This window comes from Streptomyces tubbatahanensis (assembly GCF_022699385.1).
GTDB lineage: Bacteria > Actinomycetota > Actinomycetes > Streptomycetales > Streptomycetaceae > Streptomyces > Streptomyces diacarni.
Window position 1 is genome coordinate 520,028 of record NZ_CP093846.1, and the last position, 21,621, is coordinate 541,648.

Genomic DNA, 21,621 nt, shown 5'->3' on the forward strand with positions numbered 1-21,621 from the left:
AACGAAAATGAACGCACCGGCGAACAGGGAGCCCACCCCGTGCGGACCCGGGCTGACGCGCGCCGCAGGCCCCGCCGGGGCACGCGCGAGACCCCACGGCGAACACGTGCCCCCTCTTGCACGTGTTCGAAAGTGTGGCAGGCTGCCCGGTCACATGCCCAATGCGGGCCGCTCCCGGAGCCGTTGGCGCCCGGAGGCGGAACCGCACCGTCGAGAGGACCCCCCATGCGTGCTCTTCGCGCTCCTCTGGCTGCCACCCTCGGTACCGCGACGCTGCTGGCGCTGGCCCAGGCGCCGGTAGCGGCGATGCCGCTCAGCCCCGACTCCCCCCACTCCCCCGCGGCCTCCCCCTACGCCGCGCCCGACGACTACTACAACGACGCCGAGGGCAAGACGGGCCCCGAGCTCAAGACGGCGCTGCACGGGATCATCAAGGAGTCCGAGACGCTCTCCTACGACCAGGTGTGGGACGCGCTCAAGGCCACCGACCAGGACCCGGCCGACTCCTCGAAAGTCGTCCTCCTCTACTCCGGCCGCTCGCAGAGCGCCGACGACAACGGAGGAGGCGCCGACCAGTGGAACCGTGAGCACGTGTGGGCCAAGTCCCACGGCGACTTCGGGACCTCGCCAGGGCCCGGCACGGACGTCCACCACCTGCGCCCCACGGACGTCAGCGTGAACAGCCAGCGCGGCAACAAGGACTTCGACGAGGGAGGCGAGGAAGTCGGCGAGGCGCCGGGCAACTTCACCGACGACGACTCCTTCGAGCCCCGTGACGAGGTCAAGGGCGACGTGGCCCGCATGGTGCTGTACATGGCCGTCCGCTACGAGGGCGACGACTCGCACCCCGACCTGGAGCCCAACGACAAGGTGGACAACGGCTCAGCGCCCAACCTGGGACGCCTGTCCGTGCTGAAGCAGTGGAGCGAGCAGGACCCGCCGGACGACTTCGAGAAGCGGCGCAACGACGTCATATACGACCAGTTCCAGCACAACCGCAACCCCTTCGTCGACCACCCGGAGTGGGTCGGCGAAGTCTGGTCCTAGAGCACCTCTCGCCGTAGGGACCTGGGGCACCTCTCGCCGCAGGGCGTGGGGCGCCTCTGGCTGAAGGCGGCGGCCGGCCCCGAGCGGACCGCGGGACCCCCGAGCCGGGGCCCGGCGGTCCGCGTCAGGGGCGGGGCGCTTCCGCGTCGAGGCCGTCGAACATCTCCAGCAGGGGCCGCGGCGCGTCGGGGGAGAAGAGGATCTCCAGGCCCCGCGCGGATTCCCCGGCCGCGTGCGCGGCGCGCGGGAAGAGCGTCTCCTCGTACGCCGCCAGCGCCGCCTCGACGTCCCCCGGATGACCGGCCAGGCAGCGGCCGAGGTCGGCGCCGTCGATGAGCGCGAGGTTGGCGCCTTCCCCGGCGAACGGGGACATCAGGTGGGCCGCGTCGCCGAGAAGGGTCACCCCCGGGACGCGGGCCCACCGGTGCCCGACGGGCAGCGCGTGGATGGCGCGCGGCACGGGACGGCCGTCCGCCTCGGCGACGAGCCGGCGCAGGGCGGGGTCCCAGCCCTCGAAGTACCGCAGGAGGGTGGTCTTCACCGTGTCGCCGCCGTCGGTGCGGTCCAGGGCCGCCAGCCAGGCCTCGTCCACCCGGAGGGCCACGTAGAGGTGCAGGCAGCCGTCGGTCTCGCGGTGGGCGAGCAGTCCCTTCTCCTCACCGAGCGCGAAGAGCATGCCGCGGCCGATCGTCTCGGCGCACGCGGGGTGGCGCGCGTCCGCGTCCAGCAGGTCGAGTTCGACGAAGGAGACCCCGGTGTAGGCGGGCGTCACCGCGCTGACGAGGGGGCGGACCCGGGACCAGGCTCCGTCGGCGCCGATGAGCAGATCCGTCGTAAACGACGTGCCGTCGGCCAGCGTCACCTCGTGCCGGCCCTCCCCCAGCGCGCGGCAGGAGGCCACCCTGGCGTTCCAGCGCACGGTGTCCCCTGGCAACGAGGACAGCAGCAGGTCGCGCAGGTCGCCCCGGTCGATCTCCGGCCGTCCTCCGCTGTCGTCGCCGTCCTCGCGCAGGACGCGGCCGCGTTTGTCCATGACGCGCAGTTCCTGGCCTCCGGGGTGCACCTTCGCCAGGAAGTCCTCGTGCAGGCGCGCCGCACGCAGCGCGGCCTGCCCGGTGTCCTCGTGGATGTCGAGCATGCCGCCCTGGGTGCGGGCGCGCGGGGAGGCGTCGAGGTCGAAGACGGGCACGTCGATGCCGTGGACGTGCAGCACGCGGGCGAGCGTCAGGCCGCCGAGCCCGCCTCCGACGACGGCGATGGGGAAATGAGGGGTCATGTGCTGAACCTTTCCGGTGCGGTGCGTTCGGTACGGAGATTCCGGTCGGTGCTCATGAGGTCAGGCGTGGGTCAGGTCACCTCTCGTGGTGTGGCCGACGTGCCGTTGACGATCGCCTGGAAGATCCAGCGCAGCCGCTGGTGCGGGGTGCCGGAGGTGAGGTCGTCACCGAGCGCGGCGATCCGGGGGTGGGTGTCGGGCGGCGCCTCGGCCAGCGCGCGTACCAGCGCGTGGTGCTCCTCTTCGGCCGCGTCGTCGCCCTGGCGTGCGGACTGCTCGGCCGCGGTGGCGGTGGCCACCTGGAGGAGCACGTCCACGCCCCACGCCGCCTGCCCCCCGGGGACGCCTCCCTCGTGGAGCAGGGCCAGCACCCCTTCGACCAGGGCCAGGTAGTGGGGCCCCGCGGGGCGGGCCAGGAGGGCCGAGTGCGCGAGCTCGGGGTGGGCGAAGAGCACGCGGGTGTAGGAGGCGAGCACGGCGGCGAGCCGCTCGCGCCACTCCCCCGGAGCCGTCACGGGGCCATGGTCCACCTCGCCCAGGAGTTCCTCCAGGACGGCGGCGTGCAGCTCGGCCGTGTTCGCGACGTAGACGTACAGCGAGGCGGGACCTGTGTCCAGCTCCGTGGCCAGGCGCCTCATGGTGACGCGCCGCAGCCCTTCGGTCCGCATGACGCGGACGGCCGCGGCGACGATGCGGTCGTGGCTCAGCGCGGGTTTCGCCGGACGCTCCCGGCGGCTCTCGGGGCGGGGTAGGGTGTCATACCCAAGACGATAACGAACATGTTCGTCACGAACAAGTTCGTTCCGCCTCGGCCGCCGGGACGCGGTGCCGTCGCGGGACGCGGTGCCGTCACGGGAGGGGTGCGCCTCCCGTGACGGCGCCGGCCACTACTGCTGGCCGGCGAACCGGGCCGGAGCGAGCGGGGCGAAGGCGCCCTTGTCCACACCCGCGAACCGGTCGGGCCGGAACTCCGCGAGCAGCGGGCTCTCCCTGCCCCCCACGATCTCCTCCGCGGCCAGCCGGCCCAGGAGCGGACCGAGGGTGATCCCGCTGTGCGTGGCGATCGCGTACACGGAGCCGCCGCTGTTGAACCCGGCGGCCGTCCTGCCGTCGGCAGGCATCGCCCTTTGCCCCACGCGGAGGGACTCCAGCCGGGCGCCCTCTGCGCCTGCCAGCAGCCCGCGCAGCCGCGCGACCAGCTCACGGGCGTGCGCGCCGTCGGGCCTCGGTGGGGCGGCGGGGTCGGCGTCCGCGTCGAGGTCGAGGCCCTGCACGACCAGCCGGCCGCCTCCCTCGGGACGCACGTTCAGCTCCGGAGTGGTGAGCACCCGGCCCAGGCGGGTGGCCAGCGGTGCCGTGTAGCCGAGCAGGCCGACGGTGGCCGATCCGGCGGCCCGCGGGTCGGCCATCGGCAGGGCGAACCCGGACTCTCCCGCCAGGCCCTCGCTCCAGCGGCCCACCGCCAGGACGGCCACGTCGTAGCACGCGCTCTCGCCGGACGCCGAGGTCAGTCGGGCACGCCCGCCCTCGTCGGTGACGGCGACGACCTCCTCGGGGCAGCGCAGTACGGCACCGTGGTCGCGCGCCTCCCCCCACAGCCGGCCCAGCAGCGCGGCCGGCTGCACGTACCCCTCACGCGGATACCAGGCGATGTCGCTCACCTCGTCGGGTACGCGCAGGTCCGGGACCAGCTTCCTGGCCCGTGCCGGGGTGATCCACTCCGCGGGGTAGTCGCGGCGTCGCAGTTCCGCGAGCGCCGCGGCGAGGTGCGCCTGGCCGCTCGGGTGCGCCCACTCCAGGTTGCCGCCACGGAAGAACCACTGGCCGCCGGGCCCCTGGAGAGCCTCGTGCTCGGCGATCCCGGCGACGTTGAGCTCGTGGTAGGGCAGCGGGTTCTTCTGGTGGGAGTTGATCCAGGCGAACGTGGTGCCGGTGGTGCCGGCCGCGGGTGCGGTGCGCTCGAAGACCGTCACCTCCGCCCCGGCCAGCGCCAGCGACCTCGCGGCGGCGGCCCCGATGACTCCCAGTCCCACGACAGCGATACGCACTGATGTCTTCCTTTCGCGTCTTTCCGACCTCTGCGGCTCCTGCCGGCCTTGCGGCTCCGACCTGCCACTCGGCCACTCGGCTTCCCCTGCCAGGCGCAGGCTTGTCGACCTGGCGAGCCTTGTCGACGGGGCGTCTCCTGCCGAGCGGCCGACACTGACCGACCGGTCGGCGACGCCGCCTCCGTCACCCCTTCGGGGCGGGCAGCGGCTCGGCGGTGTCCGCGCCACGTGGCGCGGCGGACCGGCCGCGCGCGCCCGGCACCAGCAAGGCCAGCAGCGCGAGCGCCGACGCGGCGATGCCGTAGACCGCGTAGGGCACGGTCGTGTCGAGGAGTTGGGCGCTCGCGCATCCGGCGATTCCGGCGAGCATGCTCGCCAGGGCGGCGGCCGGCCGCAGAGGGAACCGCCGGCGCAGCAGGTATCCGCCGAAGACGGGTGCGGCCAGCGTGGCGGCCGAGTACGCGTAGCTGGCGACCAGCCAGTCCAGCGCGCTCGGGAAGAGGATGGCCAGGGTGGCGGCGAGCGCGGCCACGAGCACCGTGACGATACGGGAGAGCGACACGGTCTCGCGGTCTCCGCGGCCCCGGCCGAAGACGTTCTGGTAGAGGTCGCGGATCACGTTGGCGACGACGGACTGCAGCGCGGCGCCCGTGGTGGAGATGATCGTGGCGACCAGGAAGGCTCCGTAGACGACGAGCAGTACCGCGGGCAGCCGGGTGATGAGCCAGCCCGCCGCGTCCTCCGGGTTGTCGAGGCCGGGGTTCATGGCGCGCACGGCCAGGCCGATACACCCGGCGTACAGGCCGCCGACGAGGATCGTCACTCCGGACAGCACCAGGCCACGGCGGGCGTCGGAGACCTTCTTGGTGGCGAACACCCGTTGGAAGTAGAGCTGGTTGGTCAGCGTTCCGGGGACGATGGCCGCCACCCACAGCCAGATCTGTTCGCCGCCTGCCGCGGTCAGCCCGCTGGGCTGCCACAGGCGGGCGGGAACGTTGCCGGTCACTCCGCTCCAGCCGCCCGCGAGGTGGATCGCGTAGCCGGCCACCACCAGCGACATGACGATCTTGAAGATGCCGAAGACGAAGTCCGTCCACACCACGGAGGTCAGTCCGCCCGGCAGGACGAAGACGAGCGAGCCCGCCGTGATGGTGAGGATGAGCACCGTCGGGGAGATACCGGTCAGTTCGCCGAACAGCTTGGCGAAGGCCACGAACTGGGTGGCCAGCCAGCCGAACGGCACGATGAGCGCCGCGACTCCGGCCATCGCGGTGACCGGCCTGCTGGCGCCGAACAGCCTGCTGACGATGTCGGGCACGGTGGTGAACCGCTGTTCGCGCAGCCAGCGGGCGATCAGGGTGAGCCCCAGGAAGCCCAGCAGGACGCAGCCCTCGTAGGCGAAGACGGACCAGCCCGCCGCGTAGGCGATGCCGACGTGGGCGATCAGCACCCCGCCGCCGACAGCGGTGGCGAACTGCGTGATCACGACGACACCGAGCGGGAGCGACTCGGGTGCGGCGAGCCAGTCGTCCGAGTTCTTCGCCCGCTTGCCGAAGTACAGGGACAGCAGGGCGCCGAGCGCGATGATGAGCAGGCTCGCGAGGACGATGGCGACGATCTGGCCGGTGGAGTTTCCGGGCATGGCATGCCTCCAGGGACATGGCGGGACCACCACCGCGACCCGGACGGGCACACGGGTGGTGCGGGGAGGGCGCTCAGGGGCGGGGACGGTGGGTGCGGCGGATCGGTGACGGTGACCGGTGAGCGGGAGGGGCACGGTCTGGCGGGGGTGGTGCGCCTGCGCGCAGACGCTCGGGAGTGGGAGGTCCCAGCGCTGCGGCGCGGACCGGGTGCGCGGCGGCGGTGGTGCGGCCGAGGGCGGACTTGCGTGGGGAACCGGGGCGAGCGGGATGCCGGCTGAACAGGGACGGTTGCCGCGGCGACTGGGCGGGGGTACCGCGGCGCCCGGCAGCGGCGGTGGTTACCGCCGCGCGGCCGCCGGGGCGAACCGCCGCGGGTCGAGCGGTGTGATGTCGTGCTCCGTGCCGCCGTTCAGTGCGAGATCGGCGGCGATCTGGCCGAAGACCGGCGCGAGCTTGAACCCGTGCCCGGAGAAGCCGGTCGCCACGGTGGCGTTCGCCGCGCCGGGGAGCGGTCCGACGACGGGGTGCTCGTCGGGGGTGAACCCCTCCGCGTAGGTGCTGATGCGGACGGGGTCGGGTGCCAGTCCCGGCAGCAGGCGCCGGACGGCGGCGGAGGCCGCGCGGGCCAGGTCGGGGGCGGCGCTGCGCGGGAGTGCCGCGGGGTCCTCGAGTTCGGGCCAGCCGAGGTGGTGCGGCACGATCTTGACGGCCACGCCGTCGAGGACGGGGAAGCAGGAGAAGCCCGCGTCCGGGTGGCGGCGAATGGCGATGGGCAGGCGATCCGGCTGGTGGGCGGGCACGTCGCGGGCGGCGAACCAGCACGCGGTGATCAGCCGTGCCCGCACGGGGATGCCGCTCGTGGGCGCGAGGTGCGGTGACCACGGCCCCGGGGTGAGCACGAGGTGGTCGACCTCGTGGGTCTGCCCCTCGGCCGTGATCCGCCAGCCGGCCGCTGTTTCGGCGCACTCCTCCACGCGGTGGTAGGAGAGGACGCGCGCCCCGTGGCGCTCGGCCGCGTCGAGCGCGCCCTGGACCGAGGGTTCGGGGCGCAGGACGCCCGCGTCGGGGTCGCGGACGGCGATCTCGCCCGGGTCGAGCCGGTGTTGCGGGTACCGCTCGGCGGCGGCCGCCGCGTCGAGGACCTCGTGCGGGAGGCCGGCCTCTTCGGCGCAGCGCCGCACCGCCGACACGTCGGGCTCGTCGGGTGCTCCGATGGTCAGGCCGCCGCACAGTCTCAGCAGCGAGCGGCCGCAGTCCGCCTCCAGCGCACGCCACAGCCGGTGGGATCGGCGCAGCAGCGGGACGTAGGAGACGCCTTCCTTGTAGACGGTGCGGAAGATCCGGGACTCGCCGGCCGAAGCTCCCCGGTCGTGTCCGCGGCCGTAAGCGTCGAACGCGAGGACGTCGGCGCCTCGCGTGGCCAGCTGCCAGGCCGTCATGGCGCCGATGACGCCGGTTCCGACGATCGCCACACGGGGCGCGGAAACCGTCATGAGCAAGCTCCTTACGGAGGATCGCGTGAGCACGCGGTACGGGTGGGGTGGTCAGTCACCGCTGACCGACTGCTCGATGTAGAACTCCATGAGGCCGGGCCGCAGCAGGTACGCCGCCGCTTCGGCGAGTTCCCCGTTCGCCAGCCAGGTCAGCCTGCGTTGGCGCAGCACGGGGAGGCCGGGGTCGCAGGCGAGCAGCCCGGCGTCCCGCTCGTCGAGCAGCACGGGGTCGAGGTACATCCGCGAGGTCGCCACGGGCACGCGGTGTGCGCGGAAGTAGGAGAGAAGGGTCAGGTGGGCCAGGTCCTCGTCGAGCAGGTGCGGGGCGAGCGCGAACGGGACGGTGGTGTACTCCAGGGCGAGAGGGGTCTCTTCGACGTCGAACTTGCGGCGCACCAGGTGGTTGACCGGCGTGTCGTCCGCCAGTCCCGCCACCGGCGGTGTCGCCTCCGCGGCGCGGACGACGGCGGCGCTGCGGACCTCGTGCCGTCCCGGGATCTCCGGTCCCCTCAGCCGGGGGTTCACGAACCTGAGCAGATTCTCCTGGCGGGCGCTGTCCGCCACGAAGGTGCCGCGGCGGCGGTGCCGTTCGACGAGCCCTGCCTGGGCCAGTTCGTGCAGGACCCGCTGCGCGGTGGCGCGGCCGATCCCGTACTGCTCCTGCAACGCGGCCTCGGTGGGGAGCCGGGAGCCGGGTGGCAGTTCGCCGGATCTGATGCGGGCTTCCCACTCGCTGCGGATCCGGAGGTACAACGGCGCTGACATGAAAGGACCGTAGTAGTGGTTCAAATGACCGGTCAATACCTCGGACACGGGTATCGGGGACCGGTGGCTCCACCCTCGCGCTCGCTCGCGGAAGGCCGGGTGGCGGCCAACTGCCGCGGTGGGGCAGAGTGTTCGCTCACCGTCACCACCAGGGGGTCCCGTGAGTGAAGCGTCGTTCAAACCCGGCAACACGCCGCACAGCGCCCGCATCTACGACTACTTCCTCGGCGGGAAGACGAACTACAGCGTGGACAGGAAAGCCGCGGCCGCCACGCTGGCGGCGTTGCCGGACGTCATGACGGCGGCCCGCCAGAACCGGGAGTTCATGCAGCGCTCGGTGCGCTATCTGGCCAGGGAGCGCGGCATGCGCCAGTTCCTCGACATCGGCACCGGCATCCCCACCGCGCCCAACCTGCACCAGGTGGCCCAGCAGGAGCAGCCCACCGCCCGGGTCGTCTACTCCGACAACGACCCGATCGTGCTCGCCCACGCCCGCGCCCTGATGACCAGCACCCCCGAGGGGGCGACGGACTACATCGAGGCGGACGTCCGCGACCCCGAGGTGATCCTCGAACACGCCGGCAAGACGCTCGACTTCGCCGAGCCCGTCACGGTGTCGCTCGTCGCCCTGCTGCACTTCATCCCGGACACGGACGAGCCACCCGCGCTGGTCAGCCGCCTCCTGCGGGATCTCGCGCCGGGCAGCGCCCTCGTCCTTACGCACGGCACCGCCGACCTGGAGGTGCGGGACGAGTCGGGTTCTGTGCACGATGTGGAGCGGGTCTACCGCGACCGCGGCATCTTCTTGACCGTCCGCCCGCGGGAGGCCGTCGCGGGGTTCTTCCGCCACCTCGACCTGGTCGAGCCCGGGATCGTCGCGAGCTGCGACTGGCACCCCGAGATCGCCGCGCCCGACGAGCCCCCCGCCCTGCCCGGCACCGTCAGCCCGGCGGAGACGTCCGTCTGGGCGGGCGTGGGCATCAAGCCGTAACGCGGCCGTTCAGCCCTCGCCCGCGAGGAGCCGTTCGCGGATGCCGTCGAAGTGGGTGCGCATCGCGCGTTCGGCGCGCGGGCCGTCCCCGGCCGCGACCGCGTCCACGATCTCCCTGTGGTGGGCGCAGGTGATCAGCGGGTCCTGATGGCCTCCGTCGAAGTCGCCGCGCACCTTTTCCATGGCCGCCCAGAAGGCGTCGAGCACTTCGCTCAGCAGGTGGTTGTCGAGCGACCTGTAGAGGGCCAGGTGGAAGGCGCGATCGGTGGCCCTGGCGATGCCGCCCTCCTCGCGGGCTTCGCGCTCCATGGCGGCGACGATCCCCCGGAGGACGTCGAGGTCCTCGGCGGGCACGGAGGCGGCCACACCGACGATGAGGCCGGCTTCCAGCGCTTCGCGCACCCGCATCAGTTCGTACAGCCCCGCCTCGCCGTGGCGGTGACGCACCGCCGCGCGGAACGCGAGCCCCTCGGCGAAGGGCGCCATGGAGAGCGAGCCGACGACCGTGCCCGAACCGCGCCGGATCTCGACCACGCGCAGGGCCTGGAGGGCCTTGAGCGCCTCGCGCACCGAGACCCTGCTGACGTCGAAGAGCTCCACGAGCTCGGTCTCCGTGGGCATCGGCGAGCCCGGGCCCAGACCGCGGTCCAGGATCAGCTGCCGGATCCGCGCCTGCAGATCCTCAGACACCGTGGTGCGTGGCACGCGTGCGTTCCTTTCTCGGGTGACCCGGCTGCGGTGACCCGTTCTCCGACGGCCCGCTGTGGATTGTGACCCATTACCTCTTGATGACACGTGTCGGGGTCACCTAGAGTACAGACATAAGACGTCTTACATCCTATGTTCGCGGGCGGTCCGTCGAGCAACCGGCCGCCCGCTTCAGCGACTTGTGGAGTACCGCCATGCCTGTGACCGCGCCCCTGAGCGGGATCGTCCCGCCCGTGTGCACCCCGCTCGACAGCGCCGGAGAGGTCGACACCGCGTCCCTGGCCCGGCTGGTCGAGCACCTGCTGGGCGGCGGAGTGCACGGGCTCTTCGCCCTCGGCTCGACCAGCGAGGTCGCCTACCTCACCGACGGCCAGCGCGGCACCGCCCTCAAGACCGTGGTGGAAACCGTTGCCGGCCGGGTACCGGTGCTGGCCGGCGTCATCGACACCACGACCCACCGGGTGCTCGACCACGCGCGCGAAGCGGAGAGGCTCGGCGCTGACGGCCTCGTGGCGACCGCCCCCTTCTACACCCGTACGCACCCGCGCGAGATCGCCGGACACTTCCGCCGCGTCCGCGACCGCGTCGACCTGCCGCTGTTCGCCTACGACCTGCCCGTCTCGGTGCACAGCAAGCTCTCCCCCACCCTGGTGCGCGAGCTCGCCGCCGACGGCACCCTGGCAGGGCTCAAGGACAGCAGCGGTGACGAGGGGTCGCTGCGCCGCCTGCTGGTGGAGCTCGGCGGCCGCGAGGGGCGGGCCACCGGACGCGCCCCCGGCTTCTCCGTGCTCACCGGCTCCGAACTGACCGTGGACGCGGCGCTGCTGGCCGGCGCCGACGGCGTGGTCCCCGGCCTCGGCAACGTCGACCCGGCCGGCTACGTGCGCCTGTGGGAGGCGGCCAGGTCGGGCGACTGGCTGCTGGCGGCCAAGGAGCAGGAGCGGCTCACCTCCCTGTTCGCTCTGGTGGACGCGGGCCCCGAGGCCGACATGGGGCGCAGCTCCTCCGCGCTCGGCGCCTTCAAGGCCGCCCTGCGGCTGCTGGGCGTCATCGAGTGCGGCGACACCGCCTTCCCGCAGATCCAGCTGGACGCCACGGCGACCGCCGAGGTCGGCGCGCGGCTGCGCGACGCCGGTCTGACCACCGTCCGATGACTACGGCCCGCGCCTCGCGGCCCGCCGCCGGCACCGCGCGGACAGCGGCGGTGATCGGCCTCGACCTGGGCGGCACCAAGATCGCCGCCGCGCTCGTCGGTCCTGACGGTGCGGTGCTGCGGCGGCACCACCGGCCGACCCCCGCCCGCGAGGGGGCCGAGGCCGTCCTCGACGCGCTGGCCGCCGCGGCGCGCGAGGTCGACGGCGGCGCGGCGGCGATCGGCGTCGCCGCCGCCGGCGTGATCGATCCGCGCACCGGCACCGTCACCAGCGCCACCGACTCCCTGACGGGATGGGCAGGGACGGCGCTGGCGGCGGGCCTCGGCGAGCGCACGGGACTGCCGGTCGCCTGCGACAACGACGTGCGCGCCACCGCCGCAACCGAGCTGCCGGCCCCGGGCGATGCGCAGGACTCCTTCGTCTACGCCGCGATCGGCACCGGCATCGGGGGCGCGGTGGCCGTGGACGGCCGGATGCTGCACGGCAGCGCGGGCATCGCCGGGCACCTGGGCCACCTGCCGAGCCCGGAGGCCGCCGGTCTGCCGTGCACCTGCGGCGGCACGGGACACCTCGAGGTGATCGCCTCGGGGCCCGCCATGACCGCGCTGTACGAGCGGCTGAGCGGCCGCCGCGCCGACCGGCTGGAGACGGTGGCCGCGCACGCCTCGGCGGGCGAGGCCGCCGCGGAGCGCGCTCTGACCACCGGAGCCCGCGCCACCGGCCGGGCACTGGGCGGGCTCGCCAACGTCGTGGGCCCGCACCGGGTCGTCGTCGGCGGCGGCGTCCCGCGCGTCGGCGACCGCTACTGGTCCGCGCTCACCGACGCCTTCCGCGCCGAGCTGATGCCGCCGCTGCACGACCTGCGTCCCGTGCGCCCCCGCTTCGGCCCCGACGCGGCCGTCCTCGGCGCCGCGCTGCTCACCCGCACCGTCACCCTTCACCACCCGGGAGAAACACGATGACCTCATCCGTCGCAGACGCCGTCAAGGGCCGGCTGATCGTCTCCTGCCAGGCGCCGCCCGGCGACCCGATGCGGGAGACCGGCACCCTCGTGCGGCTGGCCCACTCCGCGGCGGCCGGCGGGGCCGCGGGCATCAGGGTCAACGAGCCCGAGGTGGTCGCCGCCGTCACCGCCGCCGTCTCGCTGCCCGTGATCGGCCTGTGGAAGGACGGCGACACCGGCGTCTACATCACGCCGACGGTGCACCACGCCCTGGCCGTCGCGGACGCCGGGGCCCACGTCGTCGCCGCCGACGCCACGGACAGGCCCCGCCCCGACGGCAGCACGTTCGCCCAGCTCGTCACGGCGGTCCACCAGGCCGGCGCCCTGGTGATGGCGGACGTCTCGTCCTTCGAGGAGGGCGTCACCGCGGCCCGCGACGGCGCCGACATGGTCTCCTCCACCCTGTCCGGCTACGTGCCGGGAACGCCCCGGCAGGCCGGCCCCGACCTGCGGCTGGTCGCCGCCCTCGCCGAAGCGCTCGAGGTGCCCGTCGTCGCCGAGGGACGGATCAACACCCCCGACGAGGCGGCCGAGGCCCTGGCCCTGGGCGCTCACAGCGTCGTCGTCGGCACCGCCATCACCGCACCCACCGCGCTGACGGGCCGTTTCGTGGAGCGCCTCGCCCGCCCCTGACGCAGCCGCGCCGCAAGGCGCTCGTTCCCGACGGCGCTCGACGACGAGGCTGTCCGGCATCATGGAGTCACCGTGCACCACACCGCCCCCGCACAGCCGCCCTGGTACCGCCAGGTGGGCCGCAGCCAGTGGAAGGCCTTCTTCGCCGCCTGGATCGGCTACCTCCTCGACGGCTTCGACTTCGTCCTGATCACGCTCGTACTGACCGAGATCAGCGACGACTTCGGCCTCGACACCGTCCAGGCCGCGAGCCTCGTCTCGGCCGCTTTCATCACCCGCTGGCTCGGTGGCGCCCTGCTGGGCGCCCTCGGCGACCGCTTCGGGCGGAAGCTGTCGATGGTGGTCAGCATCCTGCTGTACTCGCTGGGCACCTTCGCCTGCGGGTTCGCCTGGGACTACACCAGCCTGTTCGTCGCCCGGCTCGCCATCGGCATGGGCATGGCCGGCGAGTACTCCGCCAGCGCCACCTACGTCATGGAGAGCTGGCCGGTGCGGATGCGCAACCGGGCCAGCGGCTTCCTGATCTCCGGCTACTCGGTGGGCACCGTCCTGGCCGCGGAGGTCTACAAGTGGGTGGTGCCCACGCTGGGCTGGCGCTGGATGTTCTACGTGGGGCTGATCCCCATCGTCATCGCGCTGTGGATGCGGCGTGCGCTGCCCGAGGCCGCGGACTGGAAGGCGGAGGTCGGCGAGCAGGAGGAGCGCCCCAACCCGTTCCGTCCGCTGTTCGCCACCCGGGCCAGGGGGACGGCCAACGTGGTACTGGCCGTGGCGGCCACCGTCTCGCTCTTCGCCGTCTTCACGCCGCTGGGCGAGGGCCTGGTGCCTGTGCTGTCGGTGATCGCCGGACTCGCCCTGGTGGCCTTCGCCGTGCAACTGGGCGGCCGGCGCGGCTGGCTGCTCTACGTGGCGATGATCGTCACGATCTTCTTCGCCTTCCTGTACTCCTGGCCCATCCAGGCGCTGCTGCCGACCTACCTGAAGTCGGACCTGGGCTACAGCCCCGGCCAGGTCACCGACGCGCTGTACTACGCGGGCTTCGGCACGATGGTCGGCTGCTGGCTGGCCGGTTTCGTGGGCGACTGGATCGGCACCAAGAAGGCCTACGCCTTCACCCTGGTGGCCTCGCTGGTCTTCGTCTTCCCCGTCTTCGCGGTCGAGGACAACCTGCTGCTGCTCGGCGTCCTGCTGTTCTTCCTGCAGGCCACCAGCTTCGGCATCTCGGGGCTGCTGCCCCGCTACATCGGCGGCCACTTCCCCACCCGCAGCCGGGCCGCCGCGCTGGGCTTCACCTACAACGTGGGGGCACTCGGCGGCGCCGTGGCCCCCGTGCTGGGGGCCAACCTCGCCTCCGGCATGGACCTCGGCCAGTCCCTGGCCCTCCTCACCTTCGCCGGGACGATGGTCGTGGTCCTGCTCGTCGGCTTCGACGTGCCGGGCCGCCTCGGCAGGCTCCTCGACCCGGACGGGCCCGCCGACCATCTCGTCGACGAGGGTCCAGCGCCCCGCGATCAGGCGCGGCCCCCGTCCGCGCGTACCGGCGCCTGACGCGGCGCTCAAAAACGCCCGGAGTGAGCCCTCCTCACCTGCCCCCGTGCGGGCGCGTGGCGAGGGCTCACCGGTGCGGGGCCGACAATGGCGGGGTGATGGAGGATGACGACCCGTATCTGTGGCTCGAAGAGATCGAAGGCGACGCCGCGCTCACCTGGGTGCGCGAGCGGAACGCCGAGACCGTGGCGGAGCTGACCGCCGACCCGGGGTTCGAAGCGCTGCGCCAGGAGGTGCGCGAGGTCCTCGGCGACTCCGCGCGCATCCCGTACGTGGTGCGACGCGGCCCGCACCTGTACAACTTCTGGCGCGACACCACCCGCCTGCGCGGGGTGTGGCGGCGCACCACCCTGGAGGAGTACCGCACGTCCGATCCGCACTGGGAGACCGTGCTGGACGTGGACGCGCTGGCGGACGAGGAGGGTGTGCCGTGGACGTGGGCAGGCGCCGCCGTCCTGCGCCCGTGCCACAGGCGGGCGCTGGTGAAGCTCTCCAGGGACGGCGCGGACGCGACCGTCGTACGGGAGTACGACATGGACAGGGGCGCGTTCATGGCGGACGGGTTCCGGCTGCCCGAGGCCAAGAACTCCGTCAGCTGGATCGACGAGGACCACCTCTTCGTCGGCACCGACGCGGGCCCTGGCGACCTCACGGCCTCCGGCTACCCGCGCACGGTGCGGCGCTGGCGCCGCGGCTCCCCGCTCGAGGCGGCCCCTGTCGTCTTCGAGGGGGACCACGAGGACGTGTCCGTCAGTGCCTGGCACGACCCCACGCCCGGCTTCGAGCGCGATCTGGCCGTGCGGAGCCGCGACTTCTGGCACAGCGAGCACTTCCTCCTCAGCGCGGACGGCCCCGTGGTGCGCATCGAGGCGCCCGACGACGCGCTGGTCGGCGTGCACCGGCAGTGGCTGCTGGTCACGTTGCGCTCGCCGTGGCTGGAGCGGCCCGCCGGGGCGCTGCTGGCGTTCGGCTTCGAGGCCTTCCTGCGGGGCGAGCGCTCTCACGAGGTGCTGTTCACGCCCGACGAGCGCACCGTATTGGAGGGGTACGCCACCACCCGCGACCACCTCGTCCTGGAGACGCTGACCGATGTCTCCTCCCACCTGCACCTGTTGACCCCCTCGGGCTCGGGCACCTGGTCGCGTCGCCCGCTGGGTGAGGTGCCCGCGCTGTCGTCGGCCGGGGTGACGGCCACCTCGCCCGACGAGGACGGTGACAGCGGGGAGGAGGTCTTCTTCTCGGTCTCCGGATTCGTGCAGCCCGCCACTCTGTGCCGCACCGTGGCGGGCGACCCGGAAGTGGAGACGCTGAAGCGGGCACCGTCCCGCTTCTCCACCGAGGGGCTGCTGGTGCGGCAGCACTTCGCCGTCTCGGCGGATGGGACGAGGGTGTCCTACTTCGTGGTCGGGCAGGAGGGGCAGGAAGGCCCCGCGCCCGTCCTGCTGTACGGGTACGGCGGCTTCGAGGTCTCCCTGACGCCCTTCCACTCGGCCGTGACGGGCCGGGCGTGGCTGGAGCGCGGCGGCACCTACGTGATCGCCAACATCCGCGGCGGCGGCGAGTACGGGCCCGCCTGGCATCAGGCCGCGCTCGGCGCCGACCGCGTCCTGGCGTTCGACGACTTCGCGGCGGTGGCCCGCGACCTGGTCCTGCGGGGCGTCACCACGCCCGGCCGGCTGGGCATCTGCGGCGGCAGCAACGGCGGCCTGCTGACGGGCGTCATGCTCACCCGCCACCCCGAACTCTTCGGCGCGGTCGTCGCCGAGGTGCCGCTGCTGGACATGCTGCGCTACCACCGGCTCCTGGCCGGGGCGTCCTGGGTCGCCGAGTACGGCGACCCTGAGGACCCCCGCGACCGCGCCCATCTGCTGCGCTGGTCGCCGTACCACAACCTGCGCCCCGGGATGGGCCGGGAAGCGGGCGGCACCTGCCCGCCGCTGCTGCTGACCACCTCCACCCGCGACGACCGCGTCCATCCGGGCCACGCCCGCAAGATGGCCGCGCGCATGCGGGAACTCGGGCTGCCCGTCCACTACTACGAGAACACCGGCGGCGGTCATGCCGGGGCCGCCGATCACGAGCAGGCCGCCTACGTCGAGGCCGTGGTGCACTCCTTCCTGTGGCGGTCGCTCAGCGACGACGGCCGGGTACCGGCGAAGGGCGAGGCGAAGCCGCGCTGACACAGCGTCAGCGCGGCTGTGGCGGGGCGGGCTACGGCGTCGCGGCCCTGTGCAGCGCGTCGGCCACCGCGTCCAGGAAGGAGGCGACCGCGTCGGCGGTGAAGGGCAGTTCGGGGTTCCAGGGCAGCACCTGGGCGCGGCGACTCATCCGCTGCCAGGCGGCGACGTCCGCCAACCGCGCGTCGGGGGTCGCGTTCGCCCGGGTGTCGCGCAGGATGACGTCGGGCTCCAGGCCGGCCAGTTCCTCCCAGCCGTACGTCGCCCAACTGGGGCCCGCGGCGGGCAGGTCGAGCACGCGCACGCCCGCCCGGGTGAGCTCGCCCAGCAGCGGCCAGCCGGCCGGACGTGCCAGGTGCGCCTGGCCGGTGCCGGCGGGTGAGAGCGCCAGCACCCGGACGTGCGGGGCCGCCTGCGCTGCCGCTTCGAGCTGTCCCACGCTGCCGTCCGGCCCCTGGCGCTGTTCCTGTCGCTGTCGCTGTTCCTGCCCCTGGCCCGTCGCGCCCGCCGTGGCGTCCTCGCGGGCCGGGCCCAGCGTGCCGGCCAGTGCGGCGAAACGGTGGGTTACGTCCGCCAGGCTCGTGCCAGGGCCGACGTGGAGGACGACCACGGGTAAGGAGGGTTCGAGCGCCTTGTGCAGGTCGGGTCCTATGCCGTAGAGCCGGTCGCCGTCGTAGGTGACGGTGACCAGCAACTCCGGCTCGGCCCCCGCGATGTCCTGCGCGGTCAGTTCCGCTCCGGCGCCCAGGTAGGCGGCGTCCCGGAGGCCGGGGGTCTCCCGTTCGACGGGGTCGGTGCCCGGCTCGTCGTGCGGTGAGCCGAAGACCGCGGCGACGGGCACCCCGTGCTCGGCCAGCACGGCCGCCGCCTGCGTGTAGGCGACGAGGCGCCGGGGCGTGCGTGCGGCTGTCACCTCCTGCCCCCTATCGTCGCGGAAGGTCCACAGATCGCTTGCGACCACAGTGCCTCGCTTCCTTGGGAGTTGGTTGCGGGCCGGTGGGGGTGGGGCCGGGCGGTCGCCTCGGCGCGCCGGGGTGTCCGTCCGGCGCGGGGCGGCGCCCGTCCCCTCCCCTCGGGTCCGCGGGGGCGGCGTCCGCTCCCCGGGCTTACGACTTAGGTGAGCCTAACTTCCTTGTTCCCGGGTGTCACTGCCTCCGCGAGGTGCGTGCGCAGGCTGCGGGCGGGACGTCCCGTGACGCGTGTGACGGTGTCGGTGGTGCGGTCCTCGGCGCCCTCGGCGATGGCCAGGTCCATGCCGGCGAGCACGGCGGCGAAGTCGGCCGGCACCTGGGTCGTCAGGTGGTCCCGCATCTGCTCGTACGTCAACGCGCTGTGGGCGACGGCACGCCCTGTCACCTCGGTGAGCAGGTGCGCGACGTCGGAGTAGCTGAGCGCCTCGGGGCCCGTGAGCAGCAGGTCGGTGTCCGGGCTGCGGGTGTCGGTCAGCGCGCGGACGGCGACGGCCGCGATGTCCTCGGCGTCGACGAAACCGACGCGCCCCTCGCCCGTGGCGGTCCGGATCACGCCCTCCGCGCGGATGGTGGCGGCGTGGAGATGGTCGCCGGTGAAGTTCTGCATGAACCACGAAGGCCGCAGGACCGCCCACTCGTCGAAGAAGGAGGGCAGCATCTCGTGGACCTGTCCGACCGCCGGCCCTCCGGCGGCGATCGCCGAGGCGCTGAGCAGTACGGCACGGCGTACTCCGCTCGCGCGCGCCTGCTCCAGGAACGGGCGCATCACGGCGGCCGGTTCGGTGGATCCGACGGGCGGCACCAGGTAGACGCGGTCGGCTCCGCGCAGGGCCTCCGGGTAGGTGCCGGGTTCGTACCAGTCGAAGCGGACGGTTCGTGCGCCGTGCACCGGGGCGGCACGGCGGCCTGCCGCCTTGACGCGGTGTCCTTCCGCGGCGAGGCGGGCGGCCACGCGGCTGCCGGTGGTGCCGGTGGCCCCGATGACGAGGACGGCGGGAGGCGCGTCGGGATGGGTGTGGCGCGAGGTCATCGGGTCCTCCGGGTGAAGTCGGCTGCGCCGTCCCGCGGGAGGGCCAGCGGATTCCAGTAGTCGCGGTAGTGCGTGAAGCGGCCCTCCACGGCCGTGACCACGGCGATGTAGGTCATGTCGAACGGGGCGCCACTGCTCACCAGCCGCCCCACCCCGCGCATCTCGACGACGAGGGTGTCCGGCTCGCCGGTCTCGTGGATGTGCACGTGGGGAAAGGCGTGGAGGTCGATGTGGTCGGGGTAGTGGCGCATGTAGTCGGCCACGGCGGCCTTGCCTTCCAGCCGCTCGGGCCACCCTTCGGGCGCGAAGGGGAACTCGAAGACGCCGTCGTCGTCCCACAGGTCGACCCAGGCGGGGATGTTCTTCTCCAGCAGGAGTCGCAGGCCGTGGCGGAAGAGGTCCGCGGGGCGCGGATGCGCGGGCATGGGTGTTCCCTCCGGGTTAGAATGCGGACCCTCGGTCCGTTTCTGTCGACGACTATACGGACTGAGAGTCCGCTTAAGCAGCTGGAGGAGACCCGTGCCCGAGCGCAAGCCCCGCGCCGACGCCGCCCGCAACCGGGAAGCCGTACTCGAGGCGGCCGACCGGCTCATCGCGAGCTGCGACAGACCCGCGCAGGTCACCATGGCCGACATCGCGGCAGCGGCCGGCGTCGGCAAGGGCACGCTCTTCCGCGGCTTCGGGGACCGCACCGGCCTGATCCACGCGCTCTTCGAGGCCCGGCTCGAACCGGTGCGCCAGGCCGTCGCCGAGGGGCCGCACCCGCTCGGACCCGCCACCCCGCCCAGGGAGAGGGCCCTGGCTCTGCTGGACGCCCTCCTGTGCTTCAAGCTCGACCACCGGCACCTGTCGCTGGCGCTGGAGGAGGCCGGGTCCGACAGCCCCTACGGCGCCGCACACTACGACTGGTGGCACGCGACGCTCAGCGGCGTACTGGAGCGGCTTCCCGGCTTCACCGGAAGTGACTTCGCCGCGCACGCGCTGCTCGCCGCCGTGCGCGCCGACCTCGTCGACCACCTGGCCGGCCGGCGGAACCTCTCACGCGAGCAACTACGGGCGCAGCTGGCCGACTTCACCGGGCGTGTGCTGGGCGGCCCGGCACCGGGCGGGGCGGCGGACGGCGCCGGGCCGACGAGCGGGACCGGAACCCGCTGACGGGGCGAACGGCGCCGGGCGGGCGGACGACATCGGTCCCCGGCGCGTCGCGCCCGGCCCGTCGGCGGCGCCCGGTCAGTGGGCGGCGCCCGGTCCGTCGGCGGCGCCCGGTCAGTGGGCGGCGCCCGGTCCGTCGGCGGCGCCCGGTCAGTGGGCGGGGCCGGACCCCACTGACGGCAGGTAGCGGGGTGCGCGCCAGGCGTCCAGCCTGCGCTCCACCGACGCGCCCAGCGACAGGAGCCTCGCGTCCTGGTGGTCACCGGCCATCAGGAGCAGGCCCACAGGCAGCTCGCCCACCGATCCCGCGGGCACCGAGAGCGACGGGTACCCGGCGACGGCCGCGGGGGTGGAGGACGGGATCACGTCGTCGTCGCCCCGCGCGCAGTCGGTCGTCCACGCGGGCGGGTTCGTCGGAGAGGCGAGGGCGTCCAGGTCGTGGGCGGCCAAAGTCTCGTCGATGGAACGCCGGGAGAGGTCTTTCAGCTCGGCGCGCATCGCCCGGTACTCCGGGTCGGTGGTGGGCGGTGCGGCCAGCGCCTGTTCGAACAGCTCCTGTCCCGCGAAGCAGCCGCGCTCCGCCGGGTGGGTGCGGTTGAACTCGATCAGCTCGGCGAGGTCGGAAGGTCCGTCGCGGGTGGCGAGGTAGGCGTTGATGTCCCGGTGGAACTCGCTGAGCAGCGCAGGGAACTCCAGCTCGGCCAGCCGGTCCTGATAGGGCGGGGTCACCTCGACGACCTGCGCGCCGGCGGCGCGCAGCTTCTCGGCCGTGCGGCTCATCACGGCGTCCACCTCGGGGCCCAGCGACGGCAGCCGCCACAGACCGATCCGCTTGCCGCGCAGCCCACCGGGGTGCGTCAGCTCCGCCACGCGGTCGCCGAGCACGCCGCCCGACGCGTGGCCCGGCCTGGCGGTACTCCCGCCGCTCCGCACCTCTCCTTCGCTCCCCTCGCCGCTGAGTACCGCCAGGGTGAGCGCCGTGTCGGTCACGTTGCGGGCCATGGGCCCGGCGGTGTCCTGCTCGGCGGAGATCGGCACCACGCCGGACCCGCTGACCAGCCCGAGGCTGGGCTTGTGCCCGACGACGCCGTTCATGCCCGCCGGGCAGACGACGGATCCGTCCGTCTCGGTCCCGATCGCCACCTGGGAGAGCGACGCGGCGAGCGCGGCGGCCGACCCCGAGGAGGAGCCGCACGGATTCCTGTCCAGTACGTACGGGTTGTGGGTCTGGCCGCCGACCGCCGACCAGCCCGAGGTCGGCTTCTCGGCCCGGAAGTTGGCCCACTCGGACAGGTTGGTCTTGCCGAGGATCACCGCTCCGGCCTTCCGCAACCGGGTCACCAGCGCGGCGTCGGTCTTCGGAGGGTGCTTCGCCAGTGCCAGCGATCCCGCGGTGCTCGCCAGCCCGCGGGTGTTCACGTTGTCCTTGACGAGGACGGGGATACCGTCCAGCGGACCGCGGGCCCTGCCGTGCCGGTGCCGCGCGTCGCTGGCCGCCGCCTGCCGCAGGGCCGTCGGGTCGGTCCGCAGCACCGCGTTGATCGTGGGATCGATGCGTTCGATCCGCCGCAGGTAGGCGCGGGTCAGGGCGGAAGAGGTCAACGAGCCCTTCGCCATGCGGCGCTGGAGCTGCGGAATGGTGACCGTGTCGAGGTCGAATCCCAGCGCGTCGGCCGCGGGGGGCGTCTGGCCCGTCGCGGTGTCGGCCGCCTCCGCGCGCGGATTCGGCGTGCCCGTCAGCAGGGACCCCGCGACCAGGGCTGCGATCAGTGCGGCAACACTCCTCTTCCCCATGGAGGTCAGCCGACTACACATCCCCCTGGCGCGCAAGGGGGCCCCTCGCACGGCGCGTCTCCCCCGGCCTTGACGGCGAGGGGAGCGATGGCCACTCTTACTGCTCGGTAGAACCGGTCCCCCCGCTCGGAGGAATCGGCCCCCCGCTCGGAGAAATCGGTTCCGCCCCCTTAGCGCCCCTCGGCTCC

The 21,621-nt window shown here is 73.4% G+C and carries 19 protein-coding genes; 8 read left to right on the forward strand and 11 right to left on the reverse strand.

The features are described 5' to 3' along the window. Positions 1-225 precede the first annotated feature (225 nt). Positions 226-1,047, forward strand: a complete 822-nt coding sequence (locus MMF93_RS02225) for an endonuclease I family protein (protein WP_423835336.1) — start codon at positions 226-228, stop codon at positions 1,045-1,047. Between the two features lie 124 nt (positions 1,048-1,171). On the opposite strand, the gene MMF93_RS02230 is transcribed toward MMF93_RS02225, so the two are convergent. The 6 genes from MMF93_RS02230 to MMF93_RS02255 form a co-directional block, all read right to left on the reverse strand. Beyond that, positions 1,172-2,323, reverse strand: coding sequence for an FAD-dependent oxidoreductase (locus MMF93_RS02230; RefSeq protein WP_242749069.1), 1,152 nt, complete (start codon positions 2,321-2,323; stop codon positions 1,172-1,174). Between the two features lie 71 nt (positions 2,324-2,394). After that, positions 2,395-3,030, reverse strand: a complete 636-nt coding sequence (locus tag MMF93_RS02235) for a TetR/AcrR family transcriptional regulator (protein ID WP_242757200.1) — start codon at positions 3,028-3,030, stop codon at positions 2,395-2,397. A gap of 180 nt (positions 3,031-3,210) precedes the next feature. Further along, positions 3,211-4,371: an NAD(P)/FAD-dependent oxidoreductase gene (locus tag MMF93_RS02240; RefSeq protein ID WP_242749071.1), complete on the reverse strand. Its 1,161-nt coding sequence runs from the start codon at positions 4,369-4,371 to the stop codon at positions 3,211-3,213. 184 nt (positions 4,372-4,555) lie between these two features. Next, entirely contained in the window at positions 4,556-6,013 is a 1,458-nt protein-coding gene (locus MMF93_RS02245) for a sodium:solute symporter family protein (RefSeq protein WP_242749073.1), read from the reverse strand. 339 nt (positions 6,014-6,352) lie between these two features. Further along, positions 6,353-7,507, reverse strand: a complete 1,155-nt coding sequence (gene solA, locus MMF93_RS02250; protein WP_242749075.1) for an N-methyl-L-tryptophan oxidase — start codon at positions 7,505-7,507, stop codon at positions 6,353-6,355. Positions 7,508-7,558: 51 nt separating this feature from the next. Next, positions 7,559-8,272, reverse strand: a complete 714-nt coding sequence (locus MMF93_RS02255) for a GntR family transcriptional regulator (RefSeq protein WP_242749077.1) — start codon at positions 8,270-8,272, stop codon at positions 7,559-7,561. 160 nt (positions 8,273-8,432) lie between these two features. Between MMF93_RS02255 and MMF93_RS02260 the strand changes: the two genes are divergently transcribed. Next, positions 8,433-9,263 carry an SAM-dependent methyltransferase gene (locus MMF93_RS02260; RefSeq protein ID WP_242749080.1) on the forward strand — a complete coding sequence of 277 codons (831 nt, stop codon included), beginning with the start codon at positions 8,433-8,435 and terminating at the stop codon, positions 9,261-9,263. A 9-nt stretch (positions 9,264-9,272) separates the two neighbouring features. Here MMF93_RS02260 and MMF93_RS02265 read toward each other — a convergent pair whose 3' ends face one another. Next, on the reverse strand, positions 9,273-9,968 hold the full coding sequence (locus tag MMF93_RS02265) for a FadR/GntR family transcriptional regulator (RefSeq protein ID WP_242749081.1): 696 nt from the start codon (positions 9,966-9,968) through the stop codon (positions 9,273-9,275). 197 nt (positions 9,969-10,165) lie between these two features. Here MMF93_RS02265 and MMF93_RS02270 point away from each other — a divergent pair, with 197 nt between their 5' ends. The 5 genes from MMF93_RS02270 (at position 10,166) to MMF93_RS02290 (ending at position 16,489) form a co-directional block, all read left to right on the forward strand. Further along, positions 10,166-11,125: a dihydrodipicolinate synthase family protein gene (locus MMF93_RS02270; RefSeq protein ID WP_242749082.1), complete on the forward strand. Its 960-nt coding sequence runs from the start codon at positions 10,166-10,168 to the stop codon at positions 11,123-11,125. Then, on the forward strand, positions 11,122-12,087 hold the full coding sequence (locus MMF93_RS02275; protein ID WP_242749083.1) for an ROK family protein: 966 nt from the start codon (positions 11,122-11,124) through the stop codon (positions 12,085-12,087). Before MMF93_RS02270 ends, MMF93_RS02275 begins: the two co-directional genes overlap by 4 nt. Beyond that, positions 12,084-12,761 (forward strand): N-acetylmannosamine-6-phosphate 2-epimerase, encoded by a 678-nt coding sequence (locus MMF93_RS02280; protein WP_242749084.1) that lies wholly within the window; start codon positions 12,084-12,086, stop codon positions 12,759-12,761. Before MMF93_RS02275 ends, MMF93_RS02280 begins: the two co-directional genes overlap by 4 nt. Positions 12,762-12,833: 72 nt before the next feature. Further along, the gene (locus MMF93_RS02285; protein WP_242749085.1) at positions 12,834-14,309 is read left to right on the forward strand and encodes a sialate:H+ symport family MFS transporter; all 1,476 of its coding nucleotides are present in this window, start codon (positions 12,834-12,836) and stop codon (positions 14,307-14,309) included. A gap of 98 nt (positions 14,310-14,407) precedes the next feature. Continuing rightward, the gene (locus tag MMF93_RS02290) at positions 14,408-16,489 is read left to right on the forward strand and encodes a prolyl oligopeptidase family serine peptidase (RefSeq protein ID WP_242757202.1); all 2,082 of its coding nucleotides are present in this window, start codon (positions 14,408-14,410) and stop codon (positions 16,487-16,489) included. A gap of 31 nt (positions 16,490-16,520) precedes the next feature. On the opposite strand, the gene MMF93_RS02295 is transcribed toward MMF93_RS02290, so the two are convergent. The 3 genes from MMF93_RS02295 to MMF93_RS02305 form a co-directional block, all read right to left on the reverse strand. Further along, entirely contained in the window at positions 16,521-17,399 is an 879-nt protein-coding gene (locus tag MMF93_RS02295; protein ID WP_242749086.1) for an ABC transporter substrate-binding protein, read from the reverse strand. Positions 17,400-17,599: 200 nt separating this feature from the next. Then, positions 17,600-18,487 (reverse strand): NAD(P)H-binding protein, encoded by an 888-nt coding sequence (locus MMF93_RS02300; protein ID WP_242749088.1) that lies wholly within the window; start codon positions 18,485-18,487, stop codon positions 17,600-17,602. Further along, positions 18,484-18,912: a nuclear transport factor 2 family protein gene (locus MMF93_RS02305; protein ID WP_242749090.1), complete on the reverse strand. Its 429-nt coding sequence runs from the start codon at positions 18,910-18,912 to the stop codon at positions 18,484-18,486. Before MMF93_RS02305 ends, MMF93_RS02300 begins: the two co-directional genes overlap by 4 nt. 94 nt (positions 18,913-19,006) lie before the next feature. Here MMF93_RS02305 and MMF93_RS02310 point away from each other — a divergent pair, with 94 nt between their 5' ends. Next, positions 19,007-19,642 (forward strand): TetR/AcrR family transcriptional regulator, encoded by a 636-nt coding sequence (locus tag MMF93_RS02310; RefSeq protein ID WP_242749092.1) that lies wholly within the window; start codon positions 19,007-19,009, stop codon positions 19,640-19,642. A gap of 147 nt (positions 19,643-19,789) precedes the next feature. Here the strand turns inward: MMF93_RS02310 and MMF93_RS02315 are convergent, their stop codons facing one another. Next, a complete protein-coding gene (locus MMF93_RS02315) occupies positions 19,790-21,433 on the reverse strand; it encodes an amidase (protein ID WP_242749094.1) in 1,644 nt (547 codons plus the stop codon). Positions 21,434-21,621: the final 188 nt, after the last annotated feature.

What these genes read in the sequence shown, in the direction of transcription:
- MMF93_RS02225 (WP_423835336.1), top strand. Translation starts at nt 226, where the DNA reads ATGCGTGCTCTTCGCGCTCCTCTGGCTGCCACCCTCGGTACCGCGACG.
- MMF93_RS02230 (WP_242749069.1), bottom strand. Translation starts at nt 2,323, where the DNA reads ATGACCCCTCATTTCCCCATCGCCGTCGTCGGAGGCGGGCTCGGCGGC.
- MMF93_RS02245 (WP_242749073.1), bottom strand. Translation starts at nt 6,013, where the DNA reads ATGCCCGGAAACTCCACCGGCCAGATCGTCGCCATCGTCCTCGCGAGC.
- solA (WP_242749075.1), bottom strand. Translation starts at nt 7,507, where the DNA reads ATGACGGTTTCCGCGCCCCGTGTGGCGATCGTCGGAACCGGCGTCATC.
- MMF93_RS02255 (WP_242749077.1), bottom strand. Translation starts at nt 8,272, where the DNA reads ATGTCAGCGCCGTTGTACCTCCGGATCCGCAGCGAGTGGGAAGCCCGC.
- MMF93_RS02270 (WP_242749082.1), top strand. Translation starts at nt 10,166, where the DNA reads ATGCCTGTGACCGCGCCCCTGAGCGGGATCGTCCCGCCCGTGTGCACC.
- MMF93_RS02275 (WP_242749083.1), top strand. Translation starts at nt 11,122, where the DNA reads ATGACTACGGCCCGCGCCTCGCGGCCCGCCGCCGGCACCGCGCGGACA.
- MMF93_RS02280 (WP_242749084.1), top strand. Translation starts at nt 12,084, where the DNA reads ATGACCTCATCCGTCGCAGACGCCGTCAAGGGCCGGCTGATCGTCTCC.
- MMF93_RS02290 (WP_242757202.1), top strand. Translation starts at nt 14,408, where the DNA reads ATGGAGGATGACGACCCGTATCTGTGGCTCGAAGAGATCGAAGGCGAC.
- MMF93_RS02300 (WP_242749088.1), bottom strand. Translation starts at nt 18,487, where the DNA reads ATGACCTCGCGCCACACCCATCCCGACGCGCCTCCCGCCGTCCTCGTC.
- MMF93_RS02305 (WP_242749090.1), bottom strand. Translation starts at nt 18,912, where the DNA reads ATGCCCGCGCATCCGCGCCCCGCGGACCTCTTCCGCCACGGCCTGCGA.
- MMF93_RS02315 (WP_242749094.1), bottom strand. Translation starts at nt 21,433, where the DNA reads ATGGGGAAGAGGAGTGTTGCCGCACTGATCGCAGCCCTGGTCGCGGGG.